Here is a 24,719-nt window from a genome sequence, read left to right on the forward strand (position 1 = left end):
CTCGCGCTGCGGATTTGACGCAAAGTTGCCACTACGCCGCCTTGACCAGCGCCGCGCGCTCGATGGTCGCGCGCAACATGTCCGGAACCGGCACCGACTTGCCTGCGGCGTAGTCGATCCACACGCAACGCGCAGCGCCACGGGCATAAACGGTGTCCGGCTCGTCGGCGCGCACGAGCTCGAATGCAGTGTCAAAGCTGCTGCGGCCGGGCGTGGCCACGGACATCCGGCCGATTACATCGCCGGGATAGTGCAGCTGTTTGAGAAACTCCATCGACGCATTGACGATCACCGGTCCCTGCCCATCGGCGTTGCTGCCGACCAGACCCAGTTGTTCGAACCAGGAAATCCGCACTTGCTCCATGTAACGGAAATAGACCGTGTTGTTCACATGGCCGAATGCATCCATGTCGCCCCAGCGGATCGGCATCGACATCTCAAAAACTGCGTGAAAATCGCTCATCGTACTTCTTTAACGGGTTGAAACGAGGTTGAAACCGGCGTGTGGGCCGGCGCAGAGATGACAAACAACATAACGCGGGCATGCTTTCGGCGGAAGGTCCGCGCACGTAAAACAGTTTCTTCGACTGCGGGATAATCCGAGGCGGCGGCAGTCCAAAGCGGCACTGGTATGAAGCACGGCAAAGCCTCACGGCAGCGGCGCAAAAGTTGCATAGAGGCCCACCAACGGGCGCCCCAAAAGCCGCGCTCAGGAGAGCCCGAACCCATCGTCGGCGGCAATCACCGAGCCATTGATGAACTGCGATTCGTCGGCCGCGAGCAACAGCAACAGGCCATCCAGATCCTCCGGCTTGCCGACACGATGACGCGGCAGCAACGACACCAGCTTCTGTCCCTGCTCGGTCGACCAGTGATGATGGTTGATCTCGGTATCGATATAACCCGGGCAGATGGCATTCACGTTGATGCCGTGCCGGCCCCATTCCAGCGCCATGGCTTTCGTCATATGGACGACGGCGGCCTTGCTCATCGAGTACAGGCCGATCTGCGGCAGCACCCGCAAGCCCGCCATCGACGCGATATTGATGATCCGGTATGACGGCTTCTGCGCGCTATTGCCGCGCATGATCATGCGCTTGGCGACTTCCTGGGCAACGAAAAAAGCGCCGCGCGTGTTAGTGTCGAACACGTATTCGAAGTCGGCCGGCGTGACTTCCGTGAGCTTCTGCGTGGTCGACACGCCTGAATTGTTCACCAGAATGTCGATCGTGCCCGCCTCGGTTTCCGCGTGAGCAACGGCCGACTTGATGCTCTGGTAATCCGTAACGTCGAGAGATACAACGTGGGCGGCACCGCCGGAGGCTTCGATCTCGGCGCGCAATTCCTTCAGGCGCTCGGTTCGGCGGCTCGCCAGCACGACCTTAGCGCCGGCCTGCGACAATACTTGAGCAAAGCGCTTCCCCAACCCGCTTGAGGCGCCGGTGATCAGCGCGACCTTGCCTTCCAGATTGATCGAACGGCCCATAGTCGTTCCCTTGTTCGGTTGTTGTTACAGACGCGGTTGACAGGTGCGGTAGGACCGTCACTGCGGGTCATACCGCATCATAGAAATAGAACGATCGTGCTAATCTATGCTCATCTGGTTGCAGTGGCGGAAACCATCGCCCACAATACGATCCCGAAAAAAGCATTCTAACGGTAAGAGGAGCATCAATGACCCCCGCAAGTCTCATTGAGCAGTACGGTCCGCGCGAGTCGATGGAATACGACGTGGTGATCGTCGGCGGTGGCCCGGCTGGCCTGTCCGCAGCGATCCGCCTGAAGCAGCTGGCGGCTGAAAAAGGCGTCGAGATTGGCGTGTGCGTACTGGAAAAAGGCTCGGAGATCGGGGCTCATATCCTGTCGGGCGCGGTGATGGATCCGCGCGCCATCACCGAACTGATTCCGGACTGGAAAGAAAAAGGCGCGCCGCTGACGGTGGACGTGACCGAAGACAAGTTCCTGTTCCTTACCGAAACCGGTTCGAAGAGCGTGCCGACCTGGGCACTCCCGGAAAACTTCAAGAACCACGGCAACTACGTGATCAGCCTCGCGAACGTCACGCGCTGGCTGGGTCAGCAGGCCGAAGCACTGGGCGTGGAAATCTTCCCGGGCTTTCCAGCTGCTGAGATTTTGTATAACGACGATGGGTCGGTCAAAGGCGTCGCCACCGGCAACCTGGGCATCGGCAAGGACGGCGAGCCGACCGAGAATTTCCAGCTCGGCATGGAATTGCACGCCAGGTACACGCTGTTCTGCGAAGGCGCGCGCGGGCATCTGGGCCGCCAGTTGAACGACAAATTCAAGCTGCGCGAAGGCGTCGATCCGCAGGTCTACGGGATCGGCATCAAGGAACTGTGGGAAATCGATCCGGGCAAGCACAAGCCGGGTCTGGTGATGCATACCGCCGGCTGGCCGCTCGAAAACGATACGTACGGTGGCTCGTTCCTCTATCACATGGACAACAACCAAGTGGTGGTGGGCTTCGTGGTCGGCCTCGGCTACACGAACCCGTATCTGTCACCGTTCGAGGAATTCCAGCGTTATAAGACCCATCCGGCGATCCGCGCAGTGCTCGAAGGCGGCAAACGCGTGTCGTACGGCGCACGGGCGATTACTGCGGGCGGCCTGCTGTCGCTGCCGAAGCTGGTGTTCCCGGGCGGCGCGCTGGTGGGCGACGATGCCGGCTTCCTGAACGCGTCGCGGATCAAGGGTTCGCATGCGGCGATCAAGACCGGCATGCTGGCGGCTGATGCAGCATTTGAGGCTGTGCAAGCCGGCCGCACCAGCGATGAGCTGACGGCCTATCCGGAGTCGTTCAAGACTTCGTGGCTGCACACGGAACTGCATCGTGCGCGCAACTTCAAGCAGTGGATGAGCAAGGGCCTGTACCTCGGTACCTTGATGGTCGGCGTCGAACAGAAGCTGCTCGGCGGCAACGTGCCCTGGACGCTGCATCACCAGCACTCGGACCACGAGATGCTCAAACCCGCTTCGCAGTGCAAGCAGATCGTCTATCCGAAGCCGGATGGCAAGCTGACGTTCGACCGGCTCTCTTCAGTGTTCATCTCGAACACTAACCATGAAGAGAACCAGCCGGCTCACCTGACGCTGAAAGATCCTTCAGTGCCGGTGAACGTGAACTGGCAGACCTATGCCGGTCCGGAAGCGCGTTACTGCCCAGCCGCGGTTTATGAGTTCGTGAAGAACGATGATGGCAGCGAGCGTCTGGTGATCAATGCGCAGAACTGCGTGCACTGCAAGACCTGCGATATCAAGGACCCGACCCAGAACATCGTGTGGGTGACGCCTGAGGGCGGCGGCGGGCCTAACTATCCGAATATGTGATTCGGAGTTTGATTGCCGTACGCGGAGCTTGTTTGTCCGTCCGCGTGCGGCACGCAGTCAAATCGCTTCGAGCAGGAAAAAGATAACGAGGCATGCGCCGCCGGCGTATTGTCAAAAGCGCCGCCAGGCAAAAGCTCAAACGCCCCGCGTCATTTCAATCCGCTCCCGCACTTTAGCCAGCACAGGCGCCCACGCACCAATCTCAGGTTGCCGAAAGATCTCAATAGAATCGTACCAGGCCGTGGTGCGCGATTCATCGCCCCAAAACCATGCCGACACATGGTCGATCATTAAGCACGTCGGCACGCCTAGCGCGCCGGCCAGATGCGCCGGCCCGCTATCAATCGTGACGACCAGATCCAGATTCGCCAGCAACGCAGCGACGTCGTCGAAGCCGGACTGAAAATGGTGGGTCAAATCGACAACATCGAGACGCCTGGCCCGCCACTGCGCGACCGTCTCGCTGCGCCCCGGCGACAACGCAAACCACGTCACGCCCGGCACGCTCAATAACGGCTCGAATTGCTCGACAGGCACTGACCGCCGCATGTCGCGGATATGCTCCGGATTGCCGTTCCACACCAAACCGACTTTTCGACTACCGGACCGGCCGGCCGTATGCGCATGGACCCGCTCACGCCATGCCTGCACAAGTGCGGGCTCGGCGTTCAGATACCGCGCACCCCACCCTGTTGCATCGAAAACGCCAAGCCGCAGCGGCAAGCTCATCAACCCGCAATGGAAATCAGGCCGCGTCTCAAGACTTGTTTCGAGCGGCAAGTCAGCAGGCAGCATCCGTTCGAACAGATGCCGCAACGACCCGTCGTGACCGAAAATCACCCGGCCGCCCTCGCGTCGCGCCCGCTGCGCCAGCAACGGCAGAAAGCGCACCGCCCAAAGGCAATCACCGTTGCCTTGCTCGCCGTACACGATCAGCGTTTTGCCTTCCAGCGATTCGCCCTGCCAATGCGCGCTGATCGAAGCGAGCGCATGCTGCGCGTTATTCAAATCGTCGCCGAATGCAACGCGCGATTCGTAATGCGCCCAGCCTTCGGTGAAACGCCCTGTGCGGATTTCGAGTTCTGACAGATCGAACAGCGCATGCACGTTATCCGGCGACAACTCCAGCACTTGTCTGAGCAACGCTTCCGCCTCGGCAAATCGCGCCTGCTCCTTGATGCACAAAGCGAGTTTGTGAAGCGCCACCGGATTGCCGGGCACGACACGCACCGCTTCGCGCAGTAGCCGCTCGGCCGTGTCGAAGTCATTGCGCTGTTGCACGGCGGCGGCGCGCCAGATCAGCGCGTTGGCGTCTTCGCTGTTTCGTTCGAGAAGCCGCGCGGTTGCAGAGTCGACGAGGGACCAGTCGCGTACGATGAACCCCGTCTGCGCGATCGTGTGAAGCAGCGCGGGTTCACAGGAGGGATCGAGCTGATAGGCGCGCACCAGCGCTGCAAGCGCTTCACGCCGACGAGCTTTATCGCGGCCGGCGTGTTGCAAAAGCGCTTGACCAAACGCAAGGCAGTCAGCCGCGCCGGCATGCGGCGCGGCAGCACGCGCACGCAGGTCCGCGAGATAGTCATCTACCGGCTCGATGTTCGTATCGGTCATTGAAACGATGCTGCGCGCACAGTACAAAGACGCTCAGAAAGCGCCCTTTACGGCGCGCTTGCCGCAATCTTCGGCGTGCTCACTGCAACATCGCCACATTGCGCACGATGGCGCAGCGCGTGGTCGATCAGTACCAGCGCGAGCATGGACTCAGCAATTGGTGTGGCACGGATACCGACACACGGGTCATGACGCCCGAACGTTTCGACGATAGCCGGCTGCCCCGCCTTGTCGATCGAGCGGCGCGGCGTGCGGATGCTCGACGTCGGCTTGATCGCGATGGACACGGTGACGTCCTGCCCGGTCGAAATGCCACCGAGCACGCCGCCCGCGTGATTGCCGACGAAGCCTTCCGGCGTCAATTCGTCGCCGTGCACCGAACCGCGTTGCGCGACACTGGCAAAGCCCGCGCCGATCTCGACGCCCTTCACCGCATTGATGCCCATCATGGCGTGCGCGATGTCCGCATCGAGGCGATCGAACAGCGGCTCGCCGAGTCCGACCGGCACGCCGGAAGCCACGACGTTGATGCGTGCGCCGATCGAGTCGCCGTCTTTGCGTAGCGCGTCCATGTACGCTTCGAGCTGCGGCACGATCTCCGCATTCGGCACGAAGAACGGGTTCTCACGCACGTGTGCCCAGTCGACGAACGGCACGTCGATCTCGCCGAGCGCCGCCATGTAGCCGCGGATCTCGGTACCGAATTTTTCGCGCAGCCATTTCTTCGCTACCGCGCCGGCCGCCACCGTCGGCGCGGTCAGACGAGCCGACGAACGGCCGCCGCCACGATAGTCGCGAATGCCGTATTTCTGCCAGTAGGTGTAGTCGGCATGGCCAGGGCGGAAGGTGTCGGCGATGTTGCCGTAGTCTTTGCTGCGCTGGTCCGTATTGCGAATCAGGAGCGCGATCGGCGCGCCGGTGGTCTGGCCTTCGAACACGCCCGACAGGATTTCGACCTTGTCTTCTTCCTGACGCTGCGTGACGTGGCGCGACGTGCCGGGCTTGCGGCGGTCGAGTTCAAGCTGGATATCGGCTTCGCCAAGCGCCATGCCCGGCGGGCAGCCGTCAATCACGCAGCCGATAGCGGGACCATGCGATTCGCCGAAGGTCGTGACAGTGAAAAGCGTACCGAGCGTGTTGCCGGACATGGGCGTCGTCCAAAGAAATGCGGGGAAGGCACTATTATGCCAGCCCTCAAGGGGCTAGGACCGCCGTGCGCAGCGGTCTATGCCTTTCGGACAAGTCTCCGACGGGGGCGTGCCCGCATGGATGCGCAGAAATTCCTGCCGCAACGGAATCCAACCGCGAATTCCATATCGCCGCAGCTTGCGCCAAGGGCCCGATCGGCAAGCCGTCATCCGGCCGCGCTACTTCCGCGCCCCCCGCAACTCCGTGACAATCTGCTGCAGCACCTCCGGCGTCGCCTGCGCTGGCTCGATCGGCTCACCCACCGCCAGCGTCAGCCGGCTCATCACACCCTTCTGGATCGGCCGCGGCCAGCGCACGTCGTTGGCGCGCGAAAACACGCTGCCCCACAAGCCGCGCAGCGCCATCGGTATTACCGGCGCCGGTGTGCGACGGACGATCTCGGTCACGCCGTGGCGGAACGGATTCATCTCGCCGGTCTTCGTCAGCTTGCCTTCCGGGAAGATGCAGACCAGGTCGCCCTCGGCGAGCGCCTCAGCGCAGCGCTCATAGGCACGCGTCAGCAGCTCCGGATCCTGGTGGGCGGGCGCGATCGGAATCGCCTTCGCTTGCCTGAACACCCAGCCGGCGAACGGCGTCTTGAAGATCTGGTGGTCCATCACGAAACGGATCGGTCGCGGGCTCTCGGCCATGATGACGATCGCATCGACAAAGCTCACGTGGTTGCACACCAGCACGGCCGCGCCCTCTTCCGGAATCCGTTCGGCATGAACCAGACGAATCCGGTAGAACGTATGCACCAGCACCCAGGCGATAAAACGCAGCAAAAACTCGGGCACGAGCGAATAAATATAGGTCGCGACGACAATGTTCAACAGCGCGGTCACGAGGAAAATCGCTGGAATGCTGAAACCCGCTGCGGTCAGTCCCATCGCCATCAACGCCGAGACGATCATGAACAGCGAATTCAGAATATTGTTCGCGGCGATGATGCGCGCGCGATGAGTCGGCTGGCTGCGGCTCTGGATCAGCGCATAGAGCGGCACGCTATAGAAGCCACCGAACATGGCCAGCAGGAACAGATCGGCCAGCACGCGCCAATGGGCGGGCCGCACCAGGAATTCGCCGACGCTCAGCAGATGCCCCGCCGCCGGCAACGCGTGACTCGCGAAAAACAGATCGATCGCGAACACGCTCATGCCGATCGAGCCGAGCGGTACAAGGCCGATTTCGATGCGCCGCTTCGAGAGCTTTTCGCACATCAGCGAACCGAGGCCGATGCCGATCGAGAACGTGCCGAGCAGCACGGTCACCACGTCCGGATCGGCGGACAGCACATTTTTCGCGAAGCTGAAAAATGAAGACAGAAAGGTCGCGCCGACGAACCACAGCCAGGAAATTCCCAGGAGGCTCAGAAACACCGTCCGGTTTTCGCGCGCGAGCTTCAGGTTGCGCCACGTTTCGCTGACCGGATTCCAGTTGATGCGCAGATCGGGTTGCGGCGCCGCCGTGACCGGCACGAAGTTCGACACGAGCCGCCCCCCCAACGCAATCCCGACACATGCGCAGGCCAGCACCACGGCGCCATGCTCGACGAAACCCGCGCCCACGCCGCCAACGATCGTGCCGATCAGGATCGCGACGAAGGTGCCCATCTCGACCATTCCGTTACCGCCGACGAGTTCCGACTTCGACAGATGCTGCGGCAGGTATGAATACTTGACCGGTCCGAACACGGTCGAATGCACGCCCATCAGAAACGTGCACAGATACAGCAACGGCGCGCTGTGCAGCCAGAAGCCCGCGCCGCCGATCAGCATCACGACGATTTCGAAGCTCTTGACGAAACGCGTGAGCATGGCCTTGTCGTACTTGTCTGCGATCTGCCCGGAAGTGGCCGACAGCAGCACAAACGGCAAAATGAAAATCGCCGAGATCAGGAACGCGGCCGTTTTCGGATCGACACCGGAAAAGCGCGCGGCCTGATACGTGACCAGCGACGTGAAGCCGATCTTGAAAACGTTATCGTTCATCGCGCCGAGGAACTGGGTCCAGAAAAACGGCGCGAAGCGGCGCTGGCCGAGCAGGCGGAACTGGGACTCGTGCGCCTCATGAGAACGGGCAGCACGGCGGGCGGCAGGTAACGGACGATCGTTCATGAAGTTCGGAGAACGGCCAAAAAGCGCAACAAAGGGGAAAGGACCGGGCACAAAAAAAGCGCACGCTTTCGCGCGCGCCTTGACCGCATCTTCATACTCACGGCAACGGCGCGAGCGCCGCGGTGAGCCACCGCGCGTTAGTTAGTTAGCGCGGCGCCGGTTGCTGTTCCGGCTGTTCTTCCGGCCAGTCGCGGATGTAGGCCTTGAGCATGCGGTTTTCGAAGCCCTGCTCTTCGACCACCGCCTTCGCGACGTCGTAGAACGAGATCACGCCCATCAGCGTGCGGCTTTCCAGCACCGGTAAATAGCGCACGTGATGCTCGAGCATCATGCGACGAACCTCGTTGACGTCCGTTTCGGGAGTACAGGTCAGCGGATGGTCGTCCATCAATTTGCGGATCGTGGAGGTACCGAGGCTGCCGCCATGCTTGCTCAAGGTCAGAATAATTTCACGAAACGTCAGCATGCCGACGAGGTCGCCGTATTCCATCACGACCAGCGAGCCGATATCGTGCTCGGCCATTGTGTTGACTGCGTCGTGCAGCGTGGTATCCGGCGTAACCGTGAAAAGGGTGTTGCCTTTGACTTTAAGAATGTCGCTGACTCGCATGTTCTGTCTCCGTGATACCCGCTAAGCTGATATTGCCTGAATGACTTTCGATCCTAGCGGAAAGGTCCATAAAAGGAAAGCGGCCCGCCCACCAAGGCGCCGCGGGCGTTTGCAGGGTCAGCCCGGCGCCGTTCGGCGCACAAACATAGGCCAACCCGCGGGAAAACCGCGCTTGAAGCGATCCATGCCGGTGATAGGATGGCCGCCACTTTCACCTTTCGCGAGGCCGTCCGTGGCCCCGCCGCCCAGGATGTCCGCCAACCGTTTCGATACGCTTGCGCTGCACGCCGGCGCCGCGCCCGACCCGACCACCGGCGCGCGCGCCACGCCTATTTACCAGACTACCTCGTTTTCGTTCCACGACTCGGACCACGCCGCGGCGCTCTTCAATATGGAACGCGCCGGCCACGTCTATTCGCGCATCTCGAATCCGACCGTGGCCGTGTTCGAGGAACGCGTTGCCGCGCTGGAAAACGGCGCGGGCGCGATCGGTACAGCCAGCGGCCAGGCCGCGCTCCATCTGGCGATCGCCACGTTGATGGGCGCCGGCGCCCATATCGTCGCCTCCAGCGCGCTGTACGGCGGCTCACATAACCTGCTGCACTACACGCTGCGGCGCTTCGGCATCGAGACGACCTTCGTCAAACCGGGCGACCTCGACGCGTGGCGCGCCGCGCTGCGCCCGAACACGCGCCTGCTGTTCGGCGAGACACTCGGCAACCCCGGCCTCGACGTGCTCGATATCGCCGCGGTGGCGCAACTCGCGCACGAACACCGCGTGCCGCTGCTGGTCGATTCGACCTTCACCACACCCTACCTGCTCAAGCCGTTCGAGCATGGCGCCGACTTCGTCTATCACTCGGCAACCAAATTCCTCGGCGGCCACGGCACCACGATCGGTGGCGTACTCGTGGACGGCGGCACGTTCGACTTCGACGCGTCCGGCCGCTTCCCCGAATTTACCGAGCCGTACGAGGGCTTTCACGGCATGGTGTTCGCCGAAGAAAGCACGGTCGCGCCGTTCCTCCTGCGCGCGCGCCGGGAGGGCTTGCGTGACTTCGGCGCGTGCCTGCATCCCCAGGCTGCCTGGCAACTACTGCAAGGCATCGAAACACTGCCGCTACGGATGGAACGGCACGTCGCGAATACGCGCAAGGTGGTCGAATTTCTGTGCGCACACCCTGCCGTCGAAGCCGTCGCCTATCCGGAACTACCGTCGCATCCGGACCACGCGCTCGCGAAGCGTCTGCTGCCACGCGGCGCGGGCGCGGTGTTCAGCTTCAATCTGCGCGGCGACCGCGCCGCCGGGCGCAGCTTCATTGAAGCGCTTTCGCTGTTCTCCCATCTCGCGAACGTCGGCGACGCGCGCTCGCTGGTCATCCATCCCGCATCGACGACGCACTTCCGCATGGACGCCGCCGCGCTCGCCGCCGCAGGCATCGCCGAAGGCACGATCCGCCTGTCTATCGGCCTTGAAGACCCCGACGATCTGATCGACGACCTCAAGCGGGCGCTAAAAGCAGCGCAGAAAGCGAGCGGGGCGCCTGGGAGTGGGCCAGCCGGTCCGTCCGGCGCGGCGAAAAATAGCGCATCCGGCTCATCCGCCGCTCCGGCCCAAGGCAACCCAGGCCGACCGTCCGCCGACGCCACCAAACCCCGCCCGGAGTCCGCATGATCCTCACCGTTCAAGGCAAGCCCGCCTACGCGTACACCGGCGGCAAACCATTCGACCCCAGCCTGCCGACCGCCGTCTTCATCCACGGCGCCGAACATGACCATAGCGTGTGGGCATTGCAAACACGTTACTTCGCGCATCATGGCTTCAGCGTACTGGCGGTCGACCTGCCCGGACACTGCCGCAGCGCCGGCCCGGCGCTCACCACCGTGGCAGCAATGGCCGACTGGCTGGCCGCTCTTCTTGACGCCGCCGGCGTGCAGCGCGCATTCGCGGCCGGCCACAGCATGGGCTCGCTGATTGCACTCGACTTCGCCGGCCGCTATCCGGAGCGCGTAACGCACCTGGCGCTGCTCGCCACCGCCGCGCCGATGGCCGTCTCCGACGCCTTGCTCGACGCCGCCCTGCATCGCGAGCCCGATGCAATCGGCATGGTCAATCAATGGTCGCACTCGACGCTCGCCGCCAAGCCGTCGTGCCCCGGCCCGGGCTTCTGGCTGCACGGCATGAACCAGCGGCTGATGGAGCGTGTCTCGGCGCACGGCGAGCCGCACCTGTTCCACACCGACTTCACCGCCTGCAATAGCTACGCGGATGGCCTCGCACGCGCGGCTCAGGTGCGTTGCCCGACGCGATTGATCGTGGGTCGGCGCGATGCGATGACGCCGCCACGCGCGGCCAAAGCGCTCGCCGACGCGCTCTCTCAAGCCGGCGTGCCGGTCGACACTGTTGTGCTCGAAGCCGGGCATGCCCTGATGACCGAGCAGCCCGATGCCACGCTCGACGCGCTGTTCAGCTTCGCCACGAAAGCCGCCGGCGCCGTTCCACACCGCGTTCGATAGTCGCTGCGAGTGGTCACGATAGCCGCACCGGCACAGGGCCGCCATCGGCCGAATGGCCAGGTTGCACGCATGGCCCGATAGCCGCACAATGGGTCAAGCCTGTCCTGTTTTGAGCGCGTTCCGGGCATGTCGGCGCGCGCCGAAGCAACCTGGGAGCGACGGGCACGGAATCGAGTAGCGTCGACATTCGGAGGCCGTGATGGCTCAAACCGCGCACACCGATCACTTCGCGAGTTTCGCGGAGTTCTACCCGTATTACCTGAGCGAGCATCGCAACACGGTATCGCGGCGGCTGCATTTCGTGGGTTCGCTCGGTGTGATCGGCTGCCTCGCCATGGCGCTCGCCACCGGTGACTGGCTATGGCTGCCAGCTGCCGTAATCTGTGGATATGGCTTTGCCTGGGTCGGGCATTTCTTCTTCGAAAAGAACCGGCCGGCTACCTTTCGGCATCCGCTCTATAGCCTGATGGGCGACTGGGTGATGTTCAAGGACATCTGCGTCGGGAAGATTTCGCTGTAGTTTCGCTGCCGCTTCAGGCGGCCTGCTCATGCAGCCTGATGCGGCATGGAAGAAGTGCCCTGCTCGCTTTCCTGCGCGCGCGCCGCCCGCGCGGCAGCACGCGCCGCCAGCAGCACAGCGAGCGTTACCTTCAGCTTGTCGTTTTCCAGCGCCGCCAGGAGCGTTTGGCCATCCACCCGCGTAGAGTTCAGTTCAAGCTGATATTCGAGTTCCGCGCGATCGATCACAAACAGATCGAACAGGCGCTCGACTGTGATCTGCGCCGGATTCGCCAGCAGCAAGAAGTGCGGACGCGCGCCGTCCTCCTGCAAGCGCGCAATCCACTCGATCTCCTCAAGTTTTTGCAGCAGCTTGACCGTGGTATCCATCTCACGGCGAAGCATGCGCGAGAGCTCCTGCACCGTGTAGCCGCGCTTGCCGGCCTCCCGTGCTTCCGAAAGCCGCGCGAGGAGTTCAAGCGAATCGAACAGATCGCTTCCCTCGAAAATCGGCCGGTGAAACTGCCCGATGCGGATCGCCGGCAGCGCCGACGCGATCATTGCGCCGGCCAGCGCGATGAACCAGCATAGGTACATCCACAGCAGGAATAGCGGTACGGCGGCAAATGCGCCGTACACCGCGGTATAAGTGGGAATCCGGCGCACGTAATAGCCAAAACCGCGCTTGGAGAGTTCGAACGCGATCGCGGCAGTAATCCCGCCGATCACCGCGTCACGCCATTCCACCCGGCAGTTCGGCAAAAACACGTAAAGCATCGTGAAGGCGAGTGCTGTCAATGGCAGCGAGGCGCCGGTCAGCGCCCAGTCGATCACCGGCGGAATATGCTGGGCCGCCGTGAACGCCATGGAGCGCGTGAACAGGTAGGAAGAAATCGACAGGCTCACGCCGATCAGAATCGGGCCGAGCGTGATGATCGCCCAGTAGACCAGAATGCGCTGCGCGATCGGCCGTGCCTTGCGCACCCGCCAGATCACGTTGAAAGCGGATTCCACGGTCATCATCGTCATGACGGCGGTGACGAACAGAAAAATCATGCCGATGGTCGTGAGGCCCTTGGCCTTCGACGCGAACTGATTCAGATAATCGAAAATCTGACTGTTGAGCTGCGCAGGCATCAGATGGTCGGCGAGGAAAATCTGCAGCGACATCTGAAACGAGCTGAAAATCGGAAACGCGGTGAACAGCGCGAACGCGACCGTGGCGAGCGGCACCAGCGAAAGCATGGTGGTGAACGTGAGGCTGCCGGCCACCTGTGGAATGCGGTCTTCGCTACTGCGCTTCGCGGCAAACTGCGCGAGCCGTTTGAGCGTATCGAGATCGAAACGCACCCTGGACAACAAACCCACCTCCTTGCATCAAAAACGGTGTTTCAGGACAGTGCGCGAGGCCTGGCCGAATGGCTATGGATGGCCTGTGCAGCGGACCCAGCCCCTATAATACCCGTTCACCGATGAGGCCTATGAAAGACATTCTCGTGCTCTATTACAGCCGTCATGGCGCTACGCGCGAGCTTGCGCTGGCGATCGCGCACGGCGTCGACAGCGTCCCCGGCATGCAGGCGCGCGTGCGCACCGTGCCGGCGGTTTCCACCGTCTGCGAAGCGACCCAGCCGGATATTCCCGCGGAAGGGCCGCCCTATGTCGAACTGCGCGACCTCGAGGAATGTGCCGGTCTCGCACTCGGTTCGCCTACCCGCTTCGGCAATATGGCCGCGTCGCTGAAATATTTTCTCGACGGCACCACGCCGCAGTGGCTTTCGGGTGCGCTGTCCGGCAAACCGGCCTGCGTGTTCACGTCCACCGGCAGTTTGCACGGGGGCCAGGAATCCACGCTGCTATCCATGATGCTGCCGCTTCTACACCACGGCATGCTGATCCTCGGCATTCCGTACACCGAGAGTGCGCTCTCCACCACGCAAACCGGCGGCACGCCCTACGGCGCGTCGCATTTCGCACGCGCGGGCACGGCCGAACAGGGCATCTCCGCCGACGAAAAGACGCTTGCAATAGCCCTCGGCGCACGCGTTGCCCGCACGGCGGCGTCCATGAGTGAACGGCCGTGAACGAGCCGAATGCCCCGCAGGCCGCGAACGACGCGAATTCTGCGCCGCCCGTGAGCGAGCGCAACCCGCAGCATGCCGGCTCGTTCCCGGCGGATTCCGCAACGAACGCCCCTAAGCGCGCAACCGTCATGCCCGTGCCGAAAAATCGCGCCGCCGCTTTCGGCGCAACGGCGGCCCTGCTCGCGTTGATCGTTTTGTCCGTTGCGTGGGAATGGTGGCTCGCGCCGCTGCGCCCGGGCGGCTCGGCGCTAGTGCTCAAAGCCGTGCCGCTGCTGCTCGCCCTGCCCGGCGTGTGGCGGCACCGGCTTTACACGCTGCAATGGGCGTCGATGTTGATCCTGCTGTATTTTGCCGAGGGCATCGTCCGCGGCTGGAGCGACCGCGGTCTGAGCGCGCGCCTCGGCTGGCTCGAAACCGCCCTAACCGTGGTTTTTTTCGTCTGCACGCTGGCATATGTCGCACCGTTCAAGCGCGCCGCCAAACGGGCAGCAAAAGAGAACGCAAAGCAGAACGCCGAGCATGTCGAGGGACGCGCACGATGAAAATAGCGTTTTCCGCGTAACCTATCCGCCGACCATTCAGACCGACCAAACATGACCCAAGCCGCTTTCCTCACTGCTTGCCGCGAAGCCATCGGCGCCGCCCAGGTGCTGACCGACCCGCATGACACCGCCCCCTACCTCACCGACTGGCGCCGCCGCTACACCGGCGCGGCCTGCGCGGTGCTCTGCCCGGCCACGCCTGGCGAAGTCGCGTCGCTCGTCAAGCTCGCCGTCGAACATAGCATCGCGCTGGTGCCGCAAGGCGGCAACACCGGTCTGGCCGGCGGCGCCACGCCGGACGAAAGCGGCGCGCAGGCGATCATCAGTCTGCGGCGTCTGAATCGCGTGCGCGACATCGATCCGCACAACAATACGGTCACGGTCGAAGCCGGCGTCATCCTCGCCGAAGTACAGAAGCACGCCGAGGAAGCCGGCCGCCTGTTTCCGCTGAGCCTCGCCGCCGAAGGCAGCTGCACGATCGGCGGCAATCTCGCCACCAACGCGGGCGGCACCGGCGTACTGCGCTACGGCAACACGCGCGAGCTGTGCCTGGGCCTCGAAGTAGTCACGCCGCAAGGTGAACTGTGGGACGGCCTGCGCGGACTGCGCAAGGACAATACTGGCTACGACCTGCGCGATCTGTTCATAGGCGCGGAAGGCACGCTTGGCATCATCACCGCCGCCGTGCTCAAGCTGCATCCACAACCGGCCGCGCGCGTCACGGCGCTCGCCGCGCTCGCATCGCCGCATGCGGCACTCGATTTCCTGTCGCTCACGCAGCGCGTCGCCGGACCGCTTCTGACCGGCTTCGAATTGATGTCCGATTTCTGTCTGCGGCTAGTGGGCCGGCATTTCGAGCAGATGCGCTATCCGTTCGCCGAATCGCACGCGCAAGTCGTGCTATTGGAACTGTCAGATAGCGAGAGTGAGGAGCATGCGCGCGGACTGTTTGAACGCCTGATGGAAACCGCGCTCGACGAAGGTCTGGTCGAAGACGCGGTAGTTGCGGAAAATCTCACACAGTCACGGGCATTCTGGAATCTGCGCGAACACATCCCCCTCGCGCAGGCTGAGGAAGGCCTGAACATCAAGCACGATATCGCTGTGCCGATTTCGCGCATCGGCCACTTCATCGAGGAAACCGACGCGGCGATCGCGCAGGCCGTGCCGGGTGTGCGCATGGTCACGTTCGGCCATCTCGGCGACGGCAACCTGCACTACAACGTGCAGGCGCCCGAGGGCGACGACGCGAAGGCATTCCTCGACATCTGGCAAAGCCCGATCAACCAGATCGTCTACGACAGCGTGCACCGGCATCGTGGCAGCATTAGCGCGGAACACGGCCTCGGCCAGTTGAAGATCGACGAGGCGATGCATTACAAGCAGGACGTCGAGGTGCAGTTGATGCGCGCCGTCAAACGCGCGCTCGACCCGTTGAACCTGATGAATCCGGGCAAGGTGCTACGCTAAGGTTTGAAGCCCTCGCCGTTGGGTGCGAGGCTCATTGCAGGAGTCGTCGTCGTGAAGATTCGCGTGCTGTCCGATCTGCATCTGGAGAACGACGAGCCCGAGTTGATCCCGCATGCGCACGCGGATCTGATCGTGCTGGCCGGCGACATCCACAATCACGCAGCCGGCCCGCGCTGGGCCGCGCAGACTTTCGACGGCGCCGTGCCGGTGGTCTATGTGCCCGGCAATCACGAGTACTACGACGGCGAATTCGGCGCGCTCGAAACAGCCCTCTACGACGCAGCCGCGCAAGTCGACAACGTGCACGTGCTGAACAATGCCACGCTGGTCGACCCGCAAGGCCGCTGGCGCGTACTCGGCACCACGTTGTGGACCGACTTCGCGTTATACGGCGCGGATCCTGACTCGCTCGCCGAATCCATCGAGGCATCGCGCCGGGTGATGCTCGACTTCCGCGGCCTGATCCAGATGAATTGGCCACACGACACCCGGGACTCGCCACGCGACTTCACCCCTGACGATTCCTTCGCGCTCCACCGCCAGGCGCGTGCCTGGCTCGAAAGCGAGCTGGCCAGCCCGTTCGACGGCAAGACGATCGTCGTCACGCATCACGCGCCGCATCGGATGAGTCTGGCCGAGCGCTACGCGGAGGACCGCGTGTCGGCCGGGTTCGTCAATCATTTGCCGGAACTGGTGCGCTCGCCCGTCGCACTGTGGATTCACGGACATACGCATACGCCATTCGATTACACCGTGAACGGCACGCGCGTGGTCTGCAATCCACGCGGCTATCTCGACCGGCGCACCGGTCAGCCGGAGAATCCACAGTTCACGTGGGATAAGGTCGTAGAGATATAGCGTCGGCTTGGGGCCGATCTGGGTAGCGCGGCCAGGCGGCAAGCACTACGCTGTTGCTGTCGTCGGGTTCGTGTCTTGCCGGCGTGTGGACGCGTGGGCGTGCTGGCGTGCTGGCGTGCTGGCGTGCTGGCGTGCTGGCGTGCTGGCACATCAGCATCGCGTCAAATCGCCCGGATAGCTCGAATCGGTGAAACCCGCCAGGCCGGTCATCTCCGGAGGTCACTCATGTGTGGTCGAATCAGCCAGTACCGCGATCCGCATCTGTACGCGCAACAGCTTGGCCTCGCCGATCCGCTCATGCTGTTCGACGCCGCCGACCGCCGCCCCGGCTACAACCTCGCGCCGGGCACTCACCCGCTGGCGATCTATCCGGACCAAACGCTGCACGCCATCCACTGGGGTTATTGCCCAGCGTGGGCGCGCGAGCAGCATCTGCCGCAGACGATCAACGCGCGAGCCGAAACCGCACCGCATACGCCCTACTTCAAAGACCTATGGAAAACTGGACGGGTACTGGTGCCGGCAGACGGCTGGTTCGAATGGCGCATGGAAGCAGCGCCCGGAACATCAAACGGGGATAGTGCGGCGGAAGCCAACGCAGCGGTCCGCCAGCCTTACTTCGTGCATCTGAAAAGCGACGTACCAATGTACCTCGCGGCCCTGTCGAGCGTACGCGGCACGGAACCGCAGACGGAGGGCATGGGATTGGTAATCGTGACGGCCACCGCCGACGCGGGCCTGATCGATGTGCACGGCCAGCGCCCACTGGTATTAGCGCCGGAGGCGGCACGCCGCTGGCTGGATCCGGCCCTGCAGTCCGACGAACTCGAACAGCTCGCACGCAGCGCCTGCCTACCCGCCGCGCGGTTTCGCTGGCACCGGGTGAGTCCGGACGTAGACCGCACGCTCACTGACGAGCCGGGTCTGATCGAAGCGCTGCACTGAAGCAGAAGGTGCGGCGCAACGCGGAGCGAAACTGATTGGGAACCTGACCACACCTACGCAGTAAATTCCGGTAACGCGAAAGGCGCCCCGAAAAAACGCACCGGCAAGCTCAATTGCCACGCGCCAAGGCTCAACGATCGCGCCGTTGTTCCTGCAAATCAGGGCGCTCGACCTTGATCGGCACCAGTTGCGGCTGCTGGTCACGCAGACGGCGCAGCAGATCGCGCGATGCGGCGATTCCGATCAGTCCCAACATGACGGCCACGCCGATCATCAGATGCGTATCCATGAATTCCTCGTCCTTCGGTTGTTGCGGTTGTTGCGATTTGCCGAACGGCGGCTAACTAAGCGCGCCCGGCTTAAGCGCCCCCCGCTGAATGCGGCAGCGCATGAACGACACGTTAGCAAATCGACCGCGACGCAGAAGTAAGGAAATGTTGCGACGCGGCACTTGTGTAACAGGCTGTCACGCTGAAGCGGCCTGGAACCGTCAACAATGGTCAACCGCCCACGTGGCGCTACTTCAGCCGCGAGCGAACTGGCGCAATTCTTCCTGATCGACGGCCAGCGTGCCGGGCAGTTCGTCGCGCAGGAATTCGACCCAGGTGCGGATTTTCGCGTCCAGGTACTGCCGGGACGGATACAACGCATACAGATTCATTTCCTGCGACGTGTATTCCGGCAATAGCCACACGAGCTCGCCGCTACGCAAACCGCTGATCGCCGAGTAAATCGGAATCAGTCCGACCCCCATGCCCTTGCACGCCGCGACCGCCATGGCTTCCGCGACATTCACCTGGAAGGTGGCCGGGCCGAGGGCAATCGTTTCCTCGCCGTTCGGGCCGTCAAACGTCCATTTGTCGATCGGAAACACCGGTGTGACCAATTGCAGGCAGGTGTGGTGCGCGAGGTCCGCGGGCGTTTGGGGCACGCCGTGCCGCTCCAGATAGGCCGGCGACGCACATGCGATGCTGAACGCGCTGCCCAGTCGCTGCGACACCAGCCCCGAATCCGGCAGGCCGGTTGCCAGCGTCAGCGACACGTCGAAACCTTCGTCGAGCAGATCGGGCATGCGCTGCGCGAGCGTCAGCTCGACATGGACATCCGGATAGCGCTCCTGATAGCGGCCCACGGCCGGCACAACATAGTGCTGGCCGAAGCTGGTCATGGCGTGGACCTTGAGTTTGCCGGAGGGGCGGGCGTGGGCGTCGCTGGCTTCCGCTTCAGCCTGATCCACGTACGCGAGGATCTGCTCGCAGCGCTGCAGATAGCGCTCACCTGCCTCGGTCAGCGCGATACGGCGCGTCGTGCGGTTCAACAGACGCGTGCGCAGGTGCGCTTCCAGATCGGAAACCGCGCGCGACGCGTACGCCGTGGTCGTGTTCAGGTGTTGCGCGGCACCCGTAAAGCTGCCCGCTTCGACGACCCGGACAAATACGCGCATGTTTTGAAGCGTATCCATAATTTTCCTTACTGACCCGGAGCGATTGTTACACGATTCGCAAAGGCGATTATCTCATATCGCGTAAAAATGCCTTGCATCTTTACCGGTTATTCCCCAATCAATCAAAAAATATAATGACGCACATGCTTCTATAGCCAATTTTGGAGGAAATCGTGCAGTCTCCGGTACAGAAAGGGATCGCCGCAGCCGCGGTTCTTACGATCCTATTAACAATCGCCGGCTGTGCCAGTACCGGAGGCATCGCGCCGCAAGACCGCGGAATCGAGCCCTCCTCGCTCGACGCAGGCAACGCCATCCGGGCCGCCAACGCGGACGCCCAATGGCCGGCCGCCGACTGGTGGCGCGCCTATAACGATCCGCAGCTCAATGAATGGATCGAAACCGCGCAGGCAGACAATCCGAATCTCGCTGTCGCCCAGGCGCGCGTGCGCGAAGCCGTTTCGATGGCGGGAGTCGCCCGTTCGGCGCTGTCGCCGCAAGTGAACGGCAGCCTGTCGATCCAGCGTCAGAAATGGGCCGACAACCTCTATTACGGCCCCGGCCCGCTCGCGGGCGAGCAGTCGTGGAACAACACCGGCACGCTGGGTCTGTCGTACAACCTCGATCTCTGGGGCAAGGACAAGAACGCCGCCGAGCGCGCGCTCGACGCCGCCCACGCGAGCGCGGCGGACTTCCGCGCCGCCCAGCTCGAACTGGAAGGCAACGTGGTGCGCACGTACATCGAGATGTCGATGAACTATGCGCTGCTCGATATCGCCAAATCCACGCTGCAACAACAGCAGCAGATCGTCGACCTGGCGAACCGGCGTCTGAAAGGCGGCATCGGCACGCAACTCGAAGTGAGCCAGGCCGAAACGCCAATGCCGGAATACGAACGCCAGATCGACGCGATCGAGGAAAAGATTGCGCTCGGCCGCAATCAATTGGCCGCACTGGCCGGCAAGGGGCCGGGCGCGGGCGATGCGATCCAGCGTCCGACGCTCTCGCTCGACAACGCACCCGCCGCTTTGCCAGGCGCACTGCCCGCGGACCTGATCGGCCATCGGCCCGACGTGGTCGCGGCACGCTGGACGGTGGCGGCACAAGCGCGTGGCATCGACGTCGCCAAGGCCAGCTTCTATCCGGACATCAACCTGCTGGCATCGATCGGCGGTTATGCGGCAATGGGACCGCTGTTCCAGTTCCTGAAGGACCCGTCGCATAGCTGGAGCGCGGGTCCGGCGCTGTCGCTGCCGATCCTCGACGGCGGACGTCTGCGCTCGCAGCTTGGTGCGGCATCGGCAGGGTACGACGAGGCGGTCGATCGCTATAACCAGTCGATTGTCGGCGCGCTGAAGGACATCTCCGATCAGGTGATCCGGATCCGTTCGCTCGCGACCCAGGCGCAAGACGCCGACCGTTCGGTCGCAGCGGCTCGCAAGAACTATGAATTGTCGCGCGAAGGGTATCGGCGCGGTTTGACCGACTATCTGAACGTGCTGGTCGCGCAAAGCCAGTTGCTGCGCGCGCAGGAAGGCGTCGCGAAGATTCAGGCTGAACGGCTGGGCGCGCATGCGTCGCTGGTCACGGCCTTGGGTGGTGGACTCGACGAACCGGCTAATGGTCCGCAGGCGAACGAAACGTTGCCGGCGCATGGTAAGGGTAAAGCGGCGGCGGCAGGTTCGACCGCCACGGGCAAGCCTTCGGACGCGCCGACGCAGGCCGGTTCGGCGAGTCATGCGGATAGCACCGCACCTGCTGCCGCCACGGCGCAAGCGCAAAGCCCGGCCGCCGCAGCAGCTACTGAGTAAGGACGCGGACCATGTCAGCCTCCCCCTCTCCCGCCTCGCGTCCGGCATCGTTTGCCGCGCTCTATTCGGCTGCCGCCGACTGGGCGCGCACCGACGGCCTCACGTGGGTGTATCTGTTCAAAGCGCTCGCCGCCTGTTTCCTGGCGCTCGGCATCGCGATGAAACTCGACCTGCCCCAGCCGCGCACCGCGATGACCACCGTGTTCATCGTGATGCAGCCGCAAAGCGGGATGGTGTTCGCCAAGAGCTTCTATCGGATCTGCGGGACGCTGGTCGGTCTCGTCGTCATGCTTGCGTTGATCGGTCTGTTCGCACAACAGCCGGAACTGTTCATCGCCACAACCGCAATCTGGGTCGGCATCTGCACCGCGGGCGCTGCGCGCAATCGCAACTTCAAGTCGTACGGTTTCGTGCTGGCCGGCTATACCGCGGCGCTGATCGGCATCCCCGCTTCGCAGCATCCGGACGGCGCGTTTCTGAGCGCGCTCACGCGGGTGGCTGAAGTAGTGGTCGGCATCGTCTGCGCGGGCGCCGTTAGTGGCCTCGTGTTTCCGCAATTCGCCGGCTTGCAGATGCGCGGCACCGTGCGCGCGCGTTTCTCGGCATTCGTCGAGTATGTGTCGGCCTCGTTGGCCGGCCGCAACGACCGCGCGCAGATCGAAGCGACCAATGCGAGTTTTGTCGCCGACATCGTCGGTTTCGAAGCGGCGCGCAGTGTCGCCGTATTCGAAGGCCCCGATTCGCGGATGCGTGGCGGCCGTCTGGCGCGTCTGAACAGCGAGTTCATGACCGCATCGACACGCTTTCACGCGCTGCATCAGTTGATGAACCGGCTGCGCGACGCGAACACGAGCGGCGCGACCGTCGCGATCGAAGCGCTGGAGCCGTACTTCAAGGAAATCGCCCCGTTGCTCGCGAAATCCGGCGAACCGGTGTTGAGCGCCACGGATGCCGCCCACGCCGCCGCGCAGCTCGACGCGTACAAAGCGGAGTTGCCCAAGCGGGTCCGCGCGACACGCGCCGCCCTGGAAACGCGGCCGGACGCACCGCTGCTCGACTTCGACACCGGCGCTGAACTGCTGTACCGCTTTATCGACGATCTGCACGCGTACGCAGCTACTTATGCGTCGCTTGCTGTCGACACACACGAGCGCGAGCGCTGGATCGAGCGCTACGAACCGAAGACGAACGCAATCGCCGCGGGCGTGGCCGGCTTGCGCGCGACCATCGTCATGATGGTGCTCGGCGCATTCTGGATCGCGACGGCGTGGCCGAGCGGCTCGACCTTGACGCTGGACGCCGCGGCGGTCTGCGCGCTGGCGTCGTCGTCGCCGAATCCGAAGCGCACGGCCTTCCAGATGGCGGGCGGCACGCTGGTCGCCTCGGTGATGGGCATGATCGCGGTGTACGGCGTGTATCCGCACATCGACGGCTTTCCGCTGCTGTGCGCCGCGCTCACGCCATTCCTGCTGCTCGGCGTGTTCATGACGACGCGCCCGGCACTGGCCGGCTACGGTGTCGGCTACTGCATCTTCTTCTGTTTCCTGGCCGGTCCGGACAACCTGATTCATTACGACCCGAGCGGCACCATTAACGACGCGATTGCGCTGGTGCTGTCGATGCTGGTGTGCGCGGTCGCCTTTGCCGTGCTGCTGCCGCCTTCGACGCCGTGGCTGCGCAACCGCCTGCTGGTGGACCTGCGCCGTCAGGTGGTGCTGGCAAGCCGCACGGGCATGCGCCGGGTACGTTCACGCTTCGAGAGCGGCGCACGCGATCTGATGTTCCAGATCAACGCGCTCGCGCAGAACGAACCCGAACTCAAACGCGACACGTTGCGCTGGCTCTTCTCGGTGCTCGAAGTGGGTAACGCGATGATCGACCTGCGCCGCGAAGTGGCGGCCCTGCCCCGCGACGCGCGCTATGCGCAGACGATGCCCTGGCGCGTCTCATTGCGCGCGATGCGCAACGCGGTGTCCGCGCTATTCGAACGTCCGCGCGCGGACCGCTTCGACCGCGCGCTCGCCGCCACCACCGACGCAATTGCCGCCGTTCAGCAGATGCTGGTCACCTTCACGCCACCGCGTGACGAGCGGCATCAGTTGCAACGCATTCTGAGCCAACTGCATTTCATTCGTACCGCGCTGCTCGATCCGCAATCGCCGCTTGAACCGTTGATGAGCGGACGTGCCGACGCGTCAGAAGGAGTTCGTCATGCCACGTGATATCGCCGTTTTCGACGCTTACGTGCCGGCCATCGTGCTGCTGTTTATCGCGGGCGCCGCGCTTACCTGGGTGTTGGACCGCGTGATTGCCTATACGGGCCTGTATCGCGTGGTGTGGCATCCATCCTTGTTCCGGGCCAGCTTGCTCGTGTGTGTGTGCGGCGTGCTGGGTCTCGCCGTTTATCGTTGATCAGAGTCGAAACATGACCATCCGAAATATTGTTGGCTTCGTCGCGACAGCCATTATTTTTATCATCGCGATTTTGATTGGGCGCGTGTTGTGGGTTCATTACATGGATGAACCGTGGACACGTGACGGACGCGTGCGCGCTGAAATCGTGAATGTGGCGCCGGATGTTTCAGGCGCGGTTGTCGATTTGCCTGTTAAAGATAATCAACTGGTGAAGAAGGGGGATCTGTTGATGCAGATCGATCCTTCGCACTATCAGATTGCTGTTGAGCAGGCGCAAGCTGCGGTTGCTGCGCGTAAGGCCGAGTTGCAGATGAAGCGCGATGATGCGCAACGGCGTGCGGATATGGATGCTTTGGTTGTGTCCAAGGAGAGCCGTGAGAATGCGACTCACACTGCGTCGGCCGCCGAGGCTTCTTATCAGCAGGCTTTGGCTGCGCTTGATGCTGCCAAATTGAATCTTGAGCGGACTCGGGTGGTGTCGCCGGTTGATGGCTATATCACCAACCTGAACGTGTTTCGTGGGGATTATGCGACGGCTGGATCTGCCAAGCTGGCCATTGTCGATAGTCACTCGTTCTGGGTTTATGGGTATTTTGAAGAGACCAAGCTGCCTCATGTTCGTATCGGCGATAAGGCTGAAGTTCGGTTGATGAGCGGGGGCACGCTTCAAGGGCATGTCGAGAGCATCTCTCGTGGGATCTATGATCGGGATAATCCCGAAAGCCGTGAGCTACTGGCCGATGTGAATCCGACTTTTAATTGGGTTCGGTTGGCGCAGCGCGTGCCCGTGCGGGTGAGGATTGATTCTGTGCCCGACGGCGTTGTGTTGGCTGCTGGGATTACTTGTACTGTTGTTGTTAAGCCTAGCTAAGGTGTTTGCCTTCGCGGCGCTTTTGGGCTTTGTTTTTATGGTGTTGGCCTTTCCTTGATTTGTTAGTGGTCTATTCGTGTCGCCCCTGTGCGGGGCGGCACTTACTTCTCTTTGCCGGCCGCAAAGAGAAGTAAGCAAGAGAAAGCGGCTCACACCGCTAATTCTTAAGCGGGTTCCCCGGCTTGGAGGGCGTAGTGGCTCCGTGGAATCCGAGGCCCCGCAACTTCCACCCGGAGTGACTAAGGGCTCATCAGCTCCCACTCCGCACTGCGTGCGTTGCGGACGGGTCTGCCAGGGAAACCAAGGGCTCCGTTTGCGGGCAGTGGGGGCCATCGGCTTCGCCTCGGCGGCATCGCACGCGCCGAGGTGGTACTTCAGTCGCGGGCTTCA

At 62.9% G+C, this 24,719-nt stretch carries 22 protein-coding genes; 13 read left to right on the plus strand and 9 right to left on the minus strand.

Features of this window, described 5'->3' with window-relative positions; translation table 11 throughout:
- Positions 1-31: 31 nt before the first annotated feature.
- The gene (locus tag PQR40_RS05140; RefSeq protein ID WP_408228740.1) at positions 32-463 is read right to left on the minus strand and encodes an acyl-CoA thioesterase; all 432 of its coding nucleotides are present in this window, start codon (positions 461-463) and stop codon (positions 32-34) included.
- Between the two features lie 246 nt (positions 464-709).
- A complete protein-coding gene (locus PQR40_RS05145) occupies positions 710-1,486 on the minus strand; it encodes an SDR family oxidoreductase (protein WP_408228737.1) in 777 nt (258 codons plus the stop codon).
- A gap of 188 nt (positions 1,487-1,674) precedes the next feature.
- Between PQR40_RS05145 and PQR40_RS05150 the strand changes: the two genes are divergently transcribed.
- The gene (locus PQR40_RS05150; protein ID WP_408228734.1) at positions 1,675-3,348 is read left to right on the plus strand and encodes an electron transfer flavoprotein-ubiquinone oxidoreductase; all 1,674 of its coding nucleotides are present in this window, start codon (positions 1,675-1,677) and stop codon (positions 3,346-3,348) included.
- A gap of 135 nt (positions 3,349-3,483) precedes the next feature.
- Here PQR40_RS05150 and PQR40_RS05155 read toward each other — a convergent pair whose 3' ends face one another.
- From PQR40_RS05155 to PQR40_RS05170, 4 genes are all read right to left on the minus strand, one after another.
- Entirely contained in the window at positions 3,484-4,959 is a 1,476-nt protein-coding gene (locus PQR40_RS05155) for a tetratricopeptide repeat protein (RefSeq protein ID WP_408333586.1), read from the minus strand.
- Positions 4,960-5,006: 47 nt separating this feature from the next.
- Positions 5,007-6,107: a chorismate synthase gene (aroC, locus tag PQR40_RS05160; RefSeq protein WP_408333589.1), complete on the minus strand. Its 1,101-nt coding sequence runs from the start codon at positions 6,105-6,107 to the stop codon at positions 5,007-5,009.
- A 219-nt stretch (positions 6,108-6,326) separates the two neighbouring features.
- Positions 6,327-8,264, minus strand: coding sequence for an MFS transporter (locus tag PQR40_RS05165; RefSeq protein WP_408228725.1), 1,938 nt, complete (start codon positions 8,262-8,264; stop codon positions 6,327-6,329).
- Positions 8,265-8,409: 145 nt separating this feature from the next.
- Positions 8,410-8,874, minus strand: a complete 465-nt coding sequence (locus PQR40_RS05170; RefSeq protein ID WP_408205742.1) for a CBS domain-containing protein — start codon at positions 8,872-8,874, stop codon at positions 8,410-8,412.
- 250 nt (positions 8,875-9,124) lie between these two features.
- On the opposite strand from PQR40_RS05170, the gene PQR40_RS05175 reads away from it, so the two are divergent.
- From PQR40_RS05175 to PQR40_RS05185, 3 genes are all read left to right on the plus strand, one after another.
- Positions 9,125-10,549 carry an O-acetylhomoserine aminocarboxypropyltransferase gene (locus tag PQR40_RS05175; protein WP_408508550.1) on the plus strand — a complete coding sequence of 475 codons (1,425 nt, stop codon included), beginning with the start codon at positions 9,125-9,127 and terminating at the stop codon, positions 10,547-10,549.
- Entirely contained in the window at positions 10,546-11,391 is an 846-nt protein-coding gene (locus PQR40_RS05180; RefSeq protein WP_408508551.1) for an alpha/beta fold hydrolase, read from the plus strand. Before PQR40_RS05175 ends, PQR40_RS05180 begins: the two co-directional genes overlap by 4 nt.
- A 199-nt stretch (positions 11,392-11,590) precedes the next feature.
- The gene (locus tag PQR40_RS05185; protein ID WP_012433756.1) at positions 11,591-11,911 is read left to right on the plus strand and encodes an Mpo1-like protein; all 321 of its coding nucleotides are present in this window, start codon (positions 11,591-11,593) and stop codon (positions 11,909-11,911) included.
- A 26-nt stretch (positions 11,912-11,937) separates the two neighbouring features.
- Here PQR40_RS05185 and PQR40_RS05190 read toward each other — a convergent pair whose 3' ends face one another.
- Entirely contained in the window at positions 11,938-13,251 is a 1,314-nt protein-coding gene (locus tag PQR40_RS05190; RefSeq protein WP_408333592.1) for a YihY family inner membrane protein, read from the minus strand.
- Positions 13,252-13,370: 119 nt separating this feature from the next.
- Between PQR40_RS05190 and wrbA the strand changes: the two genes are divergently transcribed.
- The 5 genes from wrbA (at position 13,371) to PQR40_RS05215 (ending at position 17,788) form a co-directional block, all read left to right on the plus strand.
- Positions 13,371-13,973: an NAD(P)H:quinone oxidoreductase gene (wrbA, locus tag PQR40_RS05195; RefSeq protein ID WP_408228712.1), complete on the plus strand. Its 603-nt coding sequence runs from the start codon at positions 13,371-13,373 to the stop codon at positions 13,971-13,973.
- Between the two features lie 50 nt (positions 13,974-14,023).
- Positions 14,024-14,515, plus strand: coding sequence for a DUF2069 domain-containing protein (locus PQR40_RS05200; protein ID WP_408508567.1), 492 nt, complete (start codon positions 14,024-14,026; stop codon positions 14,513-14,515).
- Positions 14,516-14,566: 51 nt separating this feature from the next.
- Positions 14,567-15,985, plus strand: coding sequence for an FAD-binding oxidoreductase (locus tag PQR40_RS05205; RefSeq protein ID WP_408508552.1), 1,419 nt, complete (start codon positions 14,567-14,569; stop codon positions 15,983-15,985).
- A 51-nt stretch (positions 15,986-16,036) separates the two neighbouring features.
- Positions 16,037-16,843 (plus strand): metallophosphoesterase, encoded by an 807-nt coding sequence (locus PQR40_RS05210; protein ID WP_408228703.1) that lies wholly within the window; start codon positions 16,037-16,039, stop codon positions 16,841-16,843.
- Positions 16,844-17,068: 225 nt separating this feature from the next.
- On the plus strand, positions 17,069-17,788 hold the full coding sequence (locus tag PQR40_RS05215) for an SOS response-associated peptidase (RefSeq protein ID WP_408228701.1): 720 nt from the start codon (positions 17,069-17,071) through the stop codon (positions 17,786-17,788).
- A gap of 130 nt (positions 17,789-17,918) precedes the next feature.
- On the opposite strand, the gene PQR40_RS05220 is transcribed toward PQR40_RS05215, so the two are convergent.
- Both PQR40_RS05220 and PQR40_RS05225 read right to left on the minus strand, forming a co-directional pair.
- Complete coding sequence (locus tag PQR40_RS05220) at positions 17,919-18,077, minus strand: hypothetical protein (protein WP_408228698.1); 159 nt, start codon at positions 18,075-18,077, stop codon at positions 17,919-17,921.
- 234 nt (positions 18,078-18,311) lie between these two features.
- A complete protein-coding gene (locus PQR40_RS05225) occupies positions 18,312-19,250 on the minus strand; it encodes a LysR family transcriptional regulator (RefSeq protein ID WP_408228695.1) in 939 nt (312 codons plus the stop codon).
- Between the two features lie 155 nt (positions 19,251-19,405).
- Here PQR40_RS05225 and PQR40_RS05230 point away from each other — a divergent pair, with 155 nt between their 5' ends.
- Genes PQR40_RS05230 through PQR40_RS05245 form a run of 4 tightly spaced genes read left to right on the plus strand, consistent with a single transcriptional unit; the run spans position 19,406 to position 24,329 of the window.
- Positions 19,406-21,043 (plus strand): efflux transporter outer membrane subunit, encoded by a 1,638-nt coding sequence (locus PQR40_RS05230; RefSeq protein ID WP_408508553.1) that lies wholly within the window; start codon positions 19,406-19,408, stop codon positions 21,041-21,043.
- A gap of 11 nt (positions 21,044-21,054) precedes the next feature.
- Positions 21,055-23,265 (plus strand): FUSC family protein, encoded by a 2,211-nt coding sequence (locus PQR40_RS05235; protein ID WP_408508554.1) that lies wholly within the window; start codon positions 21,055-21,057, stop codon positions 23,263-23,265.
- Complete coding sequence (locus PQR40_RS05240) at positions 23,255-23,455, plus strand: DUF1656 domain-containing protein (protein ID WP_063496755.1); 201 nt, start codon at positions 23,255-23,257, stop codon at positions 23,453-23,455. Before PQR40_RS05235 ends, PQR40_RS05240 begins: the two co-directional genes overlap by 11 nt.
- A gap of 13 nt (positions 23,456-23,468) precedes the next feature.
- Complete coding sequence (locus PQR40_RS05245) at positions 23,469-24,329, plus strand: efflux RND transporter periplasmic adaptor subunit (protein WP_408228686.1); 861 nt, start codon at positions 23,469-23,471, stop codon at positions 24,327-24,329.
- Positions 24,330-24,719 lie beyond the last annotated feature (390 nt).

This window comes from Paraburkholderia sediminicola (genome assembly GCF_046026855.1).
Classification (GTDB): Bacteria; Pseudomonadota; Gammaproteobacteria; order Burkholderiales; family Burkholderiaceae; genus Paraburkholderia; species Paraburkholderia sediminicola_A.

Coding starts and splice junctions, on each gene's coding strand:
- aroC (WP_408333589.1), bottom strand. CDS start 6,107: ATGTCCGGCAACACGCTCGGTACGCTTTTCACTGTCACGACCTTCGGC.
- PQR40_RS05140 (WP_408228740.1), bottom strand. CDS start 463: ATGAGCGATTTTCACGCAGTTTTTGAGATGTCGATGCCGATCCGCTGG.
- PQR40_RS05175 (WP_408508550.1), top strand. CDS start 9,125: ATGTCCGCCAACCGTTTCGATACGCTTGCGCTGCACGCCGGCGCCGCG.
- PQR40_RS05220 (WP_408228698.1), bottom strand. CDS start 18,077: ATGGATACGCATCTGATGATCGGCGTGGCCGTCATGTTGGGACTGATC.
- PQR40_RS05235 (WP_408508554.1), top strand. CDS start 21,055: ATGTCAGCCTCCCCCTCTCCCGCCTCGCGTCCGGCATCGTTTGCCGCG.
- PQR40_RS05165 (WP_408228725.1), bottom strand. CDS start 8,264: ATGAACGATCGTCCGTTACCTGCCGCCCGCCGTGCTGCCCGTTCTCAT.
- PQR40_RS05155 (WP_408333586.1), bottom strand. CDS start 4,959: ATGACCGATACGAACATCGAGCCGGTAGATGACTATCTCGCGGACCTG.
- PQR40_RS05225 (WP_408228695.1), bottom strand. CDS start 19,250: ATGGATACGCTTCAAAACATGCGCGTATTTGTCCGGGTCGTCGAAGCG.
- PQR40_RS05245 (WP_408228686.1), top strand. CDS start 23,469: ATGACCATCCGAAATATTGTTGGCTTCGTCGCGACAGCCATTATTTTT.
- wrbA (WP_408228712.1), top strand. CDS start 13,371: ATGAAAGACATTCTCGTGCTCTATTACAGCCGTCATGGCGCTACGCGC.
- PQR40_RS05205 (WP_408508552.1), top strand. CDS start 14,567: ATGACCCAAGCCGCTTTCCTCACTGCTTGCCGCGAAGCCATCGGCGCC.
- PQR40_RS05170 (WP_408205742.1), bottom strand. CDS start 8,874: ATGCGAGTCAGCGACATTCTTAAAGTCAAAGGCAACACCCTTTTCACG.
- PQR40_RS05185 (WP_012433756.1), top strand. CDS start 11,591: ATGGCTCAAACCGCGCACACCGATCACTTCGCGAGTTTCGCGGAGTTC.
- PQR40_RS05240 (WP_063496755.1), top strand. CDS start 23,255: ATGCCACGTGATATCGCCGTTTTCGACGCTTACGTGCCGGCCATCGTG.
- PQR40_RS05180 (WP_408508551.1), top strand. CDS start 10,546: ATGATCCTCACCGTTCAAGGCAAGCCCGCCTACGCGTACACCGGCGGC.
- PQR40_RS05145 (WP_408228737.1), bottom strand. CDS start 1,486: ATGGGCCGTTCGATCAATCTGGAAGGCAAGGTCGCGCTGATCACCGGC.
- PQR40_RS05215 (WP_408228701.1), top strand. CDS start 17,069: ATGTGTGGTCGAATCAGCCAGTACCGCGATCCGCATCTGTACGCGCAA.
- PQR40_RS05150 (WP_408228734.1), top strand. CDS start 1,675: ATGACCCCCGCAAGTCTCATTGAGCAGTACGGTCCGCGCGAGTCGATG.